Genomic DNA, 11,971 nt, shown 5'->3' with positions numbered 1-11,971 from the left:
CGGTTTCCAGATTGGACCGGACGGCTTCGAAAAACTGTTCGGTTGTCATCCAAGACTGGTCGGGCCCGATAAGGATCGCAAGATCCTTCGTCATACTGCCACTTTCAACGGTCTGAATGCAGACGCGTTCCAGGGTTTCAGCGAAACGCGTCACATCAGGCGTATCGTCGAACTTGCCGCGATAGATCAGGCCGCGTGTCCAGGCGAAGATCGAGGCAATCGGGTTGGTTGATGTCGCCTTGCCTTGCTGATGCTGGCGATAGTGGCGGGTAACCGTACCATGCGCGGCTTCCGCCTCGACGCAATCGCCGGTCGGGGTCATCAGGACAGATGTCATCAGGCCGAGCGAACCAAAGCCCTGTGCAACGGTGTCGGATTGAACGTCACCATCGTAGTTTTTACAGGCCCAGACGAACTTGCCGCTCCATTTGAGCGCCGAGGCAACCATGTCATCGATCAGGCGATGTTCGTAGGTGATTCCAGCCTTGTCGAAAGCGGCCTTGAACTCTTCCTGAAACACTTCCTCGAACAGATCCTTGAAGCGGCCATCATAGGCTTTCATGATCGTGTTCTTGGTCGACAGATAGACCGGCCATTCACGGTTCAGGCCGTAGTTCATCGATGCGCGGGCAAAGTCGCGGATCGAGTCGTCGAGGTTGTACATGGCCATGGCGATACCGGGCGAGGGGAACTGGAACACTTCTTCATCGATCGAATCGCCGTTGTCGCCTTCCCAGACCAGCCGCAGCTTGCCGGGTCCCGGTACCTTGAAGTCGGTGCAGCGATACTGGTCGCCAAAGGCATGACGGCCGACCACGATGGGATCGGTCCAGCCGGGAACCAGCCGCGGTACATTGTCGATCACGATGGGTTCGCGGAAGACCACGCCACCAAGGATGTTGCGGATCGTGCCGTTCGGCGATTTCCACATCCGTTTCAGGTCGAATTCCTCGACCCGCTGCTCGTCCGGCGTGATCGTCGCGCATTTGACGCCGACGCCATGTTTCTTGATGGCATTGGCTGCATCGACGGTGATCTTGTCATTGGTGTCATCGCGAACCTCGATCGAGAGGTCGTAATAATGCAGATCAATGTCGAGATAAGGCTCAATCAACCGTTCGCGAATCCACTGCCAGATGATCCGCGTCATTTCATCGCCGTCAATTTCGACGACCGGGTTTTTGACCTTGATTTTCGACATATTGTTTTATTCTTTCCTGAAACGGGTGCCAGAGGGAGGAACGATGTTGCCAGCCTCTTAGCAAAGATTGTCGTTTGTTCAACCCAGAGTTGTAGGATCGGGGCGCTGACGGTTATGCTAATTTCCAGCGTTGAAATTTCAATATATCAACGGGAGTGTTGTCAGAACTATGACCCGCCCCTAAGTAGCGTTCATGGCAATCGAAAAATATTCAAACAAGGGATTGGGAGAAGCCAAATGGTCTTTTCCGCCCGTGCATCCCGAAGGGCGCAAATTCGCAGTCATTGCTGCGGCCATCACTTTGTTCTTCGCGCTGATGGCCTGGGAAACCCTGGCCTGGCCGATGGCGGCCGTCACTGCCTGGGTTCTTGCCTTTTTCCGCGATCCGAAACGGGTCACCCCGCTGGATGACAAATATATCGTCGCGCCCGCCGATGGGCTTGTGAATCTGATCATGCCGGTAAAGCCGCCGGTCGAGCTGCAGGGCGAGGGCGGACTTGGCGATGAGGAACTGATCCGGGTTTCAATCTTCATGAGCGTGTTCGATGTCCATATCAACCGGACGCCGATTGAAGGAACGGTGAAACGTCAGGCCTATATCTCCGGAAAATTTCTGAATGCTGACCTGGACAAGGCCAGCGAAGAAAATGAACGGCAGCATTTTCTGGTCGAGCGCAACGACGGGTTGAAAATTGGCTTTACCCAGATTGCCGGGCTGGTAGCGCGCCGGATCATGTCTTTCGTCAAGGAAGGCGATTTTGTCGCCGCGGGTCAGCGAATCGGATTGATCCGTTTTGGCAGCCGGGTGGATGTCTATTTGCCGAAGGGTACAACGCCCAATGTGGTGCTGGGGCAGCGGTCAATCGCTGGTGAAACCGTGCTCGCGGTGGTTGGCGAGGCGAAAGAAATTGAAGGGGTCGGCCAATGACCGCTCGATGGTCGCTTTATAGATTGTGTGATGCTGATGCCTAAAAAAGGTTCTCTGAGACATCCGGAGCGCGGCATTCCGTTGCGCGCCTTTGTTCCGAATGCGGTCACCGCGCTGGCTTTGTGCGTCGGGCTGAGCAGTGTGCGCTTCGCCTCCATGGACAATTGGGTCCTGGCCGCCAGCTCGATTGTGCTTGCCGGCATATTGGATGGCCTGGATGGCCGGGTCGCCCGGCTGCTCAATGCGCAAAGCCGGTTCGGGGCGGAACTGGATTCCCTTTCGGACGTGATCGCTTTTGGCGTGTCGCCTGCACTGGTCATGTTTTTCTGGTCGACGCAATATATGCCGCAATTCGGCTGGGTGCTGGCGCTTACCATGGCTGTCGGCTGTGCCCTCCGTCTGGCGCGTTTCAATGCGTCGATCGACGATGATGATCAGCCCCACAAGTCAGCCGGGTTTCTGACCGGTATTCCGGCGCCGGTCGGTGCTGGTCTGGCGATGTTGCCGCTCTATCTGTGGATGATTACCGACCTCGATATTTTCCGCCATTATGCGCTTGTTGCGCCGTGGATTGTGCTGGTCGCGTTCCTGATGATTTCCAATACGGCGACGTTCAGCTGGACATCTCTGCGTTTGCGCAAGAATATTCGGCTGGAAGCGATCGCTGTTGTTGCTCTGGTCGGCGTTGCGCTGATCAATTCCCCATGGATCATGCTTTCGGCCATCAGCATCGGCTATATGCTGCTGATCCCGTTCAGCATCCGCAGCTATGCCAAGGTCAAGCGGCAACGCGCAATGGAACGGGCCGCATCGAACGATGGGACGCCATAGGTTGCGGCACCTTGACGGTCCGGAGTCGACAGGCTGAGGATGGACTGGCCGTTTCGGACGGCCGGGTCTGCAACTCATTTTCAATGACGCTGACAATCCTGTCCCGATATTGCAGAAACATCATCGCAATGACGGTCGCAGAGCCGAGAAGCGCGACGGCAAAAAAGGAAGAGATAGCGATACTGAGCATGAGATAATTCCATTCGTTCTATCAATGAGCTCTTAATGTTCCATATCTGTTCTCATTGTCAAGCGGATTTTGAAACGCGCGACCAAATCTGGCCTCGCGGGCAGGATTCCCTGGCGATATGCTAGATCGATGAAAATGCTCCAGCCTGTCGGGCCGGTCTCTTATTGCCTATCTCTTCCCTGCGTGACATAGTGACTTACCTACCTAAGACACGGAGAGAAGCGATTACCAACCCGATGCCCAGCTGGGTGCGCCGCCATCCTGTCATTTCCGGACTGATAGCGATCCTGTTCCTTGCGATTTTGTACAAGATCATCGTCCCGTCCGCACCCGAATATGAATATGTCACCGAGCCGGTGACTCGCGGGGATGTCGCCCGGATCGTGTCGGCGAGCGGCAAGGTGCGGGCCTTGAACACGATCAAGGTGGGTTCCGAGATTTCCGGGCAGGTGACCGATGTGTATGTCGACTTTAACTCGCCGGTCACGGCGGGGCAGGTGCTGGCCAGAATCGATCCGACCCGCATCGACGCCCGAGTAACCCAGGCCCGCGCGCAGGTTGAGCTGGCGCGTGCGAATCTGGCGCAAGCGGAAGCCTCGATCATCCGCGCGCAAACCGATTTCGCCGTACAGTCGCGCGAATTTAAGCGGCAGCAGGAACTGGCGGAAAAGGGGTTCGTGTCCAAAGCCGGCATCGATCAGGCGCAAAACGCATTGGCCACGGCGCAGGCCGCGCTGAGCACGGCGAAGGCGCAAGCGCAAAGCGGACGCGCACAGATCGCGCAAAGCACCGCCGAACTGTCCTCCGCGCAACTGGACCTTAACCGCACGCGGATCATCGCGCCGACCAGCGGCGTCGTAATCAACAAGCTGGTCGAGCCCGGCACCACCGTCGCCGCCAGTTTTCAGACCCCCAATCTGTTTGAAATCGCTGCCGACACCAGCCGTATGCAGGTGGAGGCCTCGGTCGACGAGGCCGATATCGGCCAGGTCCGGGTCGGTCAGACCGTCCGCTTCACGGTCGACAGCTATCCCGATGACACCTTTGTCGCCAAAGTCGGGCAGATCCGGAAATCCGCGACAGAAGCGCAGAATGTGGTCAGCTATCTGGTGATCCTCGATGTCGACAACAAGGACGGCAAGCTGCTGACCGGAATGACCGCCAATGTCGAAATCGTCACCGGCACCCGCAGGAATGTCCTGAGGGTCCCGGCATCGGCTATCCGCTTTCGTCCGCGCAAGGATGACCGGCCAGAGGAGGACGAGGACAGCGAAGAAAGAAAGCCGGGATCGAAGCGGGTCACCGCCATCTGGGTGGCCAGCGATGATCCGTACAAGCCGGTTCGGCGGGTGGTCACGCTCGGCCTGGTCGGCGAGGATTTTGTCGAGATCGTCAAAGGCGCGAAGGCAGGGGAGAAGGTGCTGGTGCGCACGAAGAATTTGGCCAATGAAGATGACGACGAGGATGATTTCGCCAGCGAGGACGAATAAGTCATGGCGCTGGTAGAAACCCGGGATCTGGTCAAAAATTACATCATGGGCGAGGAGACCGTGCGCGCCGTGGACGGGGTGTCGCTCTCTATAGAGCGCGGCGAATATGTCGCGATCATGGGCGCCAGCGGATCGGGCAAGTCGACCTTCATGAACATGATCGGCTGCCTCGATGTGCCGACCTCGGGAGAAGTGCGGATCGACGGCATCGCCACCCAGGACCGGGACGGCGACGCGCTGGCCGAATTGCGCAACCAGAAAATCGGCTTCATCTTTCAGCAATTCAACCTGCTCGCCCGAACGACGGCGCTCGACAATGTAGCGGTGCCGCTGATTTACGCCGGCCTTGGCAGCGAGGAGCGTAGGGAGCGGGCGAGGGCGAAACTGGAGGAAATGGGGCTCGGCGACCGGACGGACCATTCACCGGCGAAATTGTCGGGCGGGCAGCAGCAGCGCGTGGCTATCGCGCGGGCGCTGGTGACCGACCCGGTGATTCTGCTGGCCGACGAACCGACCGGCGCGCTGGACAGCAAGACGTCGGAAGACATCATGGCGATTTTCGAGCGGCTGAATGATCAGGGAATCACGATCATCGTGGTGACGCACGAAGCCGAGATCGCGGACCATGCCAAGCGCCGGATCGAGTTCCGCGATGGCAAGGTGGTCGAGGATGTGCTGGTGGCCCACCGGCGGATGGTCAGCGCATGATCGGCAGTCTCGGCAAGAAAAGTGCTGCCTGGATCGTCAATGTCGCGATCGCGATCACCGCCTTGCGGACCAATCTGATGCGCTCGATCCTGACCACGCTGGGGGTGATGATCGGAGTTTTCGCAGTGACGCTCGCGGTCGCGGTGGGGTCCGGAGCGCAGGTGTCGGTGATGCAGTCGATCAATGCGCTGGGTTCCAACATGGCGCTGATTTTCCCGCAACCGGACAGTGAAGGGGGACGCACCACCTTTGATCGCGGCCGGCTGACCATGCGGGATGCCCGTGCAATCGAAAAGCAGATCAGCGGGATCACCGATATCGCGCCGCAACTGCGCACCTCGATCCAGCTGGTGGTGGCCGGCCGCAACGCTACCACCAGCGCGATCGGCGCGACGCCAGGGTACGGCAAGGTCGCCAATGCCGCCGCCGAATCCGGTCGTTTTATCACCGAAGCCGACGTCCGTTCCGCCGCGCGGGTCGTCGTGCTGGGGCCCAGCGTCGCGAAGAAGCTGTTCGGCGACTATGACCCGGTAGGGGAAACGGTGCGCATCAACCGGGCCCCGTTCACGGTCATTGGCGTGATGGAATCGAAAGGCTCGAGCTTCGGCAATGACAATGACGATATCGCCATCATGCCGATCACCACCACGCGCCAGCGGTTCGTCGGTGATTCCCTGTCCGGGCCTGATGATCTGCAGATGCTGTTTGTCGGCTTTGAGGACGGGGTTTCGCTGCCCAGAGCGAAACGCGAGATCACCCGGCTGCTGCGCGAGCGCTATCGGGTGAGGGGCAAGGAAATCAATCCGTTCACCATCCGAACGACGGAAGAATTTATGAAGGAGTCGGCGCAGGTTACTGGCATCTTCCAGATCGTGCTGGTTGCCATTGCCTCGATCTCGCTGCTGGTCGGGGGGATCGGCATCATGAATATCATGCTGGTCAGCGTGACCGAACGGACCCGGGAGATCGGCCTCAGGATGGCGCTGGGTGCCAAGCGGAGCGATATCCGCAACCAGTTTCTGGTTGAGGCCGCGGTGCTGTGCGTGATTGGCGGTGCCATCGGTCTGGGCATGGCGATCGCCGCTGGCACGGCGCTGACGATCTATGCCGACTTTCCGGTCCCGATCGGGATTGGCGTGGGCATCGGCGCGATCGTCTTTTCAGCGGTGATCGGCTTGCTGTTCGGGGGCTATCCCGCCATTCGCGCCTCGCGTCTTTCGCCGATCGAGGCGCTGCGCAGCGAGTAGTCCGTCGGTTCCAGCGCCCACCGACAGGCAGATCGTTTGGGGGTAGCTGGCGCAGTATCGGCCGGTATGCCGCCAAAAAAAGAGGGCTCTGACAAGCAGAGCCCTCCAAAGGCTGCACTGGGAGCGCAATTGAATATGTACCGGGCCCAAGGCCTGGTGAGAGCTTCGATATTTGACGATGTCAGAAATCGAAGCCGAGGGTCACACCATATTGGCGCGGAGGGATCGCGCTTCCGAAGGTAAACAGGCCTGCGACTGGCAGTGTCGAACCCAGCCCACGATTGTCGAGCAGATTGCGGCCGAACGCCCGGACATATATTTCTGAATCGTCAGCAAATGTGTGCGTATAGGTAAGCGATGCGGAGACATCGTCCTGTGACTGGTGCAGTCCGCGCGGATCATTTTGTCCGAAGTTGCCAGGCGCAGCGACGATCGTGGTCTGATAGGAGCTGGTCGTGCTGTATTTGGCATTGAAATTCAGACTGTCATTGTCCGTTACCATCAACTCGTAATTGCCGGAAATGGAGACCGATACATTGGGCGCCCGCCGTAAATCGCGCGTCGATGCATCTTCGCCGGGGTCCTGGACGCCGTCTAGATTCAGGTCGATGAAGAAATCATCATATTTCGCATCCAGTAAGCCAAGCGACCCGACGATCGTAAAGCCGTCGAAAAGCTCGGCGCGCATATCGACTTCCGCCCCCAGAATCGAGGCTGTTGCGGCGTTCAGGGTCACGGTTTCCTGCGGATTGGGAGAGCCGGGCGGGGTGGCTTGCACCACGTCTTCCTGCTTGTCTTTATATTTGGTGTAGAAACCCGCCATGTTCAGCGTGACACGTCCGTCTGCAAATTCGGTCTTTGCGCCAACCTCGAACGAATCCACTGTTTCCGGACCGAATGAAACAGCAACGGAACTCGGGCTGTTGGCGCGGCCGTTGAAACCGCCCGAACGGTAGCCGCGGGCATAGGAACCATAAACAAGAATGTCGTCATTGAAGCGATAATCGAGGCTGACTCGCGGGGTAAACTGGCTCCAGTCGTCCTTGTTGGACAGAGCGAGAAGCGGCCCGGGCCCGGCGAAGATCGAGCGCGTATATTGCTTTTTGTCTTTCGAATAGCGGGCGCCAACGCTCAGACGAAGCTGATCGGTGAGGGTGATATCGAAGTCACCGAAGACGGCATAGGACTTGGTTTCATGGTCCGTTTCCGCTGGCACGGTGACACCACTGGGCGGAGTTGTCGTTTGCTGCAGCTGATATTCATTGTTGAAGTAGAACAGGCCGATGACGCCGCTTAACCATTCGGTAAAATCGCCCGCCAGACGCAGTTCCTGGCTGAATTGCCGATATTGCTGGGCGCGGCTGGTCGTAAAGAACGGGATCGACGTTGCGTCAAAGTCCTGCACGACCAGTTCATCGGAATCCTTTAACGCGGTAATCGACGATATGGTCAGACTGCCAATATTATAATTGATACGGGCCGAATAGGCATCCTCCTGGAAATCCGTGCTGCCAAGCGTGTTGGAGAAGACCGTATAGAGGTCATCTTCGGTATTGCGGTTGCACTGGTTGGCAACGGCAGCAATACCGCAGATTACTTCGCCGGTCTGGGACAGCGAGGCCACGGCGGGATCGCCGCCTATCTTGGTGAATTCGGCGGTGAGAAATATCTCGAGATCCGGACTCGGTTCGATCAGGATCGTTCCGCCCGCGTTGCGGATGCTGCTCGCTCCGGTACGGCGTCCCAAGGTGACATTATTGTAATAGCCATCGAACGTGCGGTCCGAAGCAAAGAATTTTGCGCCAAATATATCGCCGTCGCCGATATTGACGACGGCGTTAAATTCTTCCCGCCCATAGTTGCCAAAAGTTGTCTCAGCCCGCACGCCAAACTCCTTCGTCGGTCGCGTGCGTTTGACGTTGATCACCCCGCCGATGGTATTGCGCCCGAACAACGTGCCTTGCGGTCCGCGCAGCACTTCAACCTGCTCAAAATCAAAAGCGTTGGTGAGCTGGGCCGTGCTGGTGCCGGAGAAGACCCCGTCGATCACCACGCCGACCGTGGGTTCGAAGCTTTTTTCTACATCTTCGAAGCTGACGCCGCGCAGGGATATCGCTCCCGCTCCCGGACCGGCTGCGACCGGGTCGATGACCAGGCTAGGGGAGAGGGTTTCGAGATCTTCGATGTTCAGCGCGCCCTGGGCACCAAGCTGTTCCGTGCTGACGACGGTGACGGCCAGCGGCACGTCCTGAACGGACTCGGAATCGCCGCGCAGGCGTCCGCTGACGACAATGATATTGCTATCTTCTTCGGCCTGGTCGTCCGCTGCTTGCTGCGCGATTGCCGGGCTGCACCAGGCGATGGCCCCCAGCGTGGCACCATAAGTCAGCTGGATTTTGAATGTCTGCATCTTCGATTTCATTGTGGTTCTCCCCCCTGTTGTGTCGAAAAGTTTGATACTATCTCTTCTATTAAATGAATATATGATCACTTATTGATACGCCCCACAATCAAAACTGACAGGCGGTCGCGTGAAGGGAACTGCGGACGCCGCATCAGTTGAGCGAGGAGAGACCAATGCAGTTGTCCCAAAAAATGTTCATTCTGATATCATCTGCGTCCTTGGGATTGGCCGGATGCCAAAATGTCGGACCCGAGGCGTCCGGAAATGTCGCTGCGAAAGATGTCGCGGTGGCGGACCTGCCCGATGACGTCTATTGGGGCGACCTGCATGTGCATTCCAATTTGTCGTTTGATAGCAACAGCTTTGGCAACCGGAACTTAGGGCCCGAGGCCGCTTATCGATTTGCCCGAGGCGAGGAGGTCGAAACGTCCTCCGGACAGCGGGCAAAGCTGAGCCGTCCTCTGGATTTTCTGATGGTTGCCGACCACGCGGAATATCTCGGATTTCTGACCGGGCTGCAAAGCGGGAGCGAACAGGCCCTCTCTTCCGCACTGGGAAAAAGATGGCGCGGATATCTGGAAAAAGCAGAAGGCATGGGGCCGATCATGAGCGAATATGTCGACATGGTCACCGGTGCACGGCCGCAGGAAGTGCCGGGCAAGGCCTTCACGAAAACCGTCTGGAACTATGTGGTCGATGTGGCGGAGCGATATAATGATGCGGGCAAGTTTACGGCCTTTGCCGGCTATGAATGGACCTCAATGCCGGGCGGCCGCAATATGCACAGGGTCGTCGTATTCCGGGACGGACCCGAAAAAACCAAGCAGATCATCCCGTTTTCCGCGCTCGAAAGCGATGACCCCGAAAGATTGTGGGAATTTCTCGACCAATATGAACGCGCGACCAAAGGCAATGTCCTTGCGATCGCCCATAACGGCAATCTGTCGGGGGGACTAATGTTCGGGGATGCCACCCAGTCCGGCAAGGCGTTCACTGCGGACTATGCGAAGACGCGTATGCGCTGGGAGCCGGTGTACGAGGTGACTCAGGTCAAGGGCGACGGCGAAGCCCACCCGCTCCTGTCGCCGGACGATGAATTTGCGGATTTCGAGACCTGGGACGAAACCGATATTTCGCTGACGCCCAAACCCAAGGACCCGGTCTTGCGCAAGAAGATGCTGGAAGGCGAATATGCCCGCAGTGGTCTCAAGAAAGGACTGTCCTACAAGGCGAAGCTCGGCGAAAATCCCTATCAGTTCGGCCTGATGGGATCGACTGACACGCACACCGCGCTGTCCACGTCGGACGACAATAATTTCTGGGGGAAGTTCAAGGATTCTGAGCCCTCGGCAGAGCGCTCGTCGATCAAAATGGGGCATGCGCTTTGGCCCAACGCGAAGCTGAGCGCCTCTGGCTATTCGGGTATCTGGGCACGGGCAAATACCAGGCAAGAGCTGTTTGACGCGATCAAGCGCCGGGAGATTTATGCGACGACCGGTCCGCGTATCAAATTGCGCCTGTTTGCCGGCTGGGACTTTGCCGCGACAGATCTGAAGCGAAAAGAATTCGCCAAATGGGGCTATAGCCACGGCGTTCCGATGGGGGGCATGCTCTATCCTTCCATGCCGGGGCGGGCTCCTACGTTTCTGGTGAAGGCGCTCAAGGATCCGGAAGACGTGAACTTGCAGCGCGTCCAGATCGTCAAGGGTTGGCGCACCGCAAAAGGCGATGTGAAGGAGCATGTCTACGACGTTGCCCTGGCCAAGGCAGCCAGCGGCGAGCCAGAGCTTTCCGTTTTCTGGAGCGACCCGGATTTCAAACCCGAAGAATATGCTTTCTATTATGTAAGAGTGATTCAGATGCCGACCAAGCGATGGACAACCTATGATTCCGAACGATATAAGGTAAAAATCTCTCCGGAATATCCTGCCTATATTCAGGAGAGGGTCTACAGCTCTCCTGTCTGGTATGAGCCTGACCGCAATTCGTAACATGGCGGCCAAGGATATTGTCCGATCGAAATTAAAAATGAGATTCCACGCAAGAAGCGGGCGTTAGGGCGCCCGAAAGGCGGTTCAACCGAAGTCACAAAATCCAATATTCTGGATGCGGCTTCCATGCTTTTTGCAAAATATAATTATTCGGAAGTGAACATCCGGATGATTGCGCGAGAAGCCGGGATTACCAGCGCCGCAATTTACAATCACTATGAGTCAAAGGACGAATTGTTCAAGCAAACCGTGTTGCGGATGATGAACAATACCCGTTCCATGCTGTCGCAAGTCATGGGTGAAGGCGGGCACTGGAAAAAACGATTCGAAAAAATATTGTTCGGTCTCGGCGAAGATCTGAAATCCAGTCCCGGTATCCAGATTTTGAGCAGTACGACACAGATCAAGATGGCCCGGGACCCTGAAAAATATGAGGCTATGCGCGAAGCACGAACCGAGATCGGGCAGGTCTTTCGGACGCTTGTCCAGGAAGCGGTCGATAACGGTGACTTGCCCGAAAGCACCAGGGTCGAGATCGCCGGGGACCTGTTGATGGCCTTTTGCTTCAACGCGATCGGCGCTGTTACGCTTCACTGGAACTCGCAAGACTATATGGACAGCATCGTGGAAAGCTTTAAGAATTTTACGCAACTGGGGCTGGCGGAGAAGCCGGAAAGAAAAAGTGGCTCCTGACACCGGTTTGCAAAGGCGCAACAAAGTTTGGCACTTGTGGCCTGCTGATCCAGAGCAGAAATCGGCAACCGGGCGGTAGATATTTCGATTGTCGGGGATTTTGTTCTGGGCCAGTTTTGGGGTTGCTTTTTCTCCCGCCTGGTCTTAACGGCACGCTCATTCCACATGGAAAGCACTCATACCGGTGCCAATCGGGGCCTTTCAGGTCCTTTGCGGTTCTCAGCTTTCCAGAGGCATAACCGGATAAGGAGAAATATTATGGCGGGCCCTGTCGTGACCCTACAGCAA

General features: G+C 57.2%; 9 protein-coding genes. 7 read left to right on the top strand and 2 right to left on the bottom strand.

The window, feature by feature from the left end; genetic code table 11:
• On the bottom strand, window positions 1-1,201 hold a 1,201-nt coding region (locus ACN0WW_RS03745; protein WP_417609515.1), incomplete at its 3' end, for an NADP-dependent isocitrate dehydrogenase.
• A 193-nt stretch (window positions 1,202-1,394) separates the two neighbouring features.
• Between ACN0WW_RS03745 and ACN0WW_RS03740 the strand changes: the two genes are divergently transcribed.
• The 5 genes from ACN0WW_RS03740 (at window position 1,395) to ACN0WW_RS03720 (ending at window position 6,595) form a co-directional block, all read left to right on the top strand.
• The gene (locus ACN0WW_RS03740; protein WP_417609513.1) at window positions 1,395-2,129 is read left to right on the top strand and encodes a phosphatidylserine decarboxylase; all 735 of its coding nucleotides are present in this window, start codon (window positions 1,395-1,397) and stop codon (window positions 2,127-2,129) included.
• Between the two features lie 30 nt (window positions 2,130-2,159).
• Complete coding sequence (locus ACN0WW_RS03735) at window positions 2,160-2,960, top strand: CDP-alcohol phosphatidyltransferase family protein (protein WP_417609511.1); 801 nt, start codon at window positions 2,160-2,162, stop codon at window positions 2,958-2,960.
• Between the two features lie 381 nt (window positions 2,961-3,341).
• Window positions 3,342-4,640 carry an efflux RND transporter periplasmic adaptor subunit gene (locus ACN0WW_RS03730; protein ID WP_417609509.1) on the top strand — a complete coding sequence of 433 codons (1,299 nt, stop codon included), beginning with the start codon at window positions 3,342-3,344 and terminating at the stop codon, window positions 4,638-4,640.
• Between the two features lie 3 nt (window positions 4,641-4,643).
• Window positions 4,644-5,348, top strand: a complete 705-nt coding sequence (locus ACN0WW_RS03725; RefSeq protein ID WP_417609507.1) for an ABC transporter ATP-binding protein — start codon at window positions 4,644-4,646, stop codon at window positions 5,346-5,348.
• On the top strand, window positions 5,345-6,595 hold the full coding sequence (locus ACN0WW_RS03720) for an ABC transporter permease (RefSeq protein ID WP_417609505.1): 1,251 nt from the start codon (window positions 5,345-5,347) through the stop codon (window positions 6,593-6,595). The genes ACN0WW_RS03725 and ACN0WW_RS03720 overlap by 4 nt, the downstream gene beginning before the upstream one ends.
• 181 nt (window positions 6,596-6,776) lie before the next feature.
• Here the strand turns inward: ACN0WW_RS03720 and ACN0WW_RS03715 are convergent, their stop codons facing one another.
• A complete protein-coding gene (locus tag ACN0WW_RS03715; RefSeq protein WP_417609503.1) occupies window positions 6,777-9,017 on the bottom strand; it encodes a TonB-dependent receptor in 2,241 nt (746 codons plus the stop codon).
• 155 nt (window positions 9,018-9,172) lie between these two features.
• On the opposite strand from ACN0WW_RS03715, the gene ACN0WW_RS03710 reads away from it, so the two are divergent.
• Window positions 9,173-10,990, top strand: a complete 1,818-nt coding sequence (locus ACN0WW_RS03710) for a DUF3604 domain-containing protein (protein WP_417609501.1) — start codon at window positions 9,173-9,175, stop codon at window positions 10,988-10,990.
• Window positions 10,991-11,014: 24 nt separating this feature from the next.
• Complete coding sequence (locus ACN0WW_RS03705; RefSeq protein ID WP_417609758.1) at window positions 11,015-11,683, top strand: TetR/AcrR family transcriptional regulator; 669 nt, start codon at window positions 11,015-11,017, stop codon at window positions 11,681-11,683.
• Window positions 11,684-11,971 lie beyond the last annotated feature (288 nt).

This window comes from Parasphingorhabdus sp. (genome assembly GCF_048269865.1).
Classification (GTDB): Bacteria; Pseudomonadota; Alphaproteobacteria; order Sphingomonadales; family Sphingomonadaceae; genus Parasphingorhabdus.
Note: the sequence above shows the minus strand (reverse complement) of the source record. Positions and strands in the feature narration are given on the sequence as shown.

Coding starts and splice junctions, on each gene's coding strand:
- ACN0WW_RS03740 (WP_417609513.1), top strand. CDS start 1,395: ATGGCAATCGAAAAATATTCAAACAAGGGATTGGGAGAAGCCAAATGG.
- ACN0WW_RS03735 (WP_417609511.1), top strand. CDS start 2,160: ATGCTGATGCCTAAAAAAGGTTCTCTGAGACATCCGGAGCGCGGCATT.
- ACN0WW_RS03725 (WP_417609507.1), top strand. CDS start 4,644: ATGGCGCTGGTAGAAACCCGGGATCTGGTCAAAAATTACATCATGGGC.
- ACN0WW_RS03720 (WP_417609505.1), top strand. CDS start 5,345: ATGATCGGCAGTCTCGGCAAGAAAAGTGCTGCCTGGATCGTCAATGTC.
- ACN0WW_RS03715 (WP_417609503.1), bottom strand. CDS start 9,017: ATGAAATCGAAGATGCAGACATTCAAAATCCAGCTGACTTATGGTGCC.
- ACN0WW_RS03710 (WP_417609501.1), top strand. CDS start 9,173: ATGCAGTTGTCCCAAAAAATGTTCATTCTGATATCATCTGCGTCCTTG.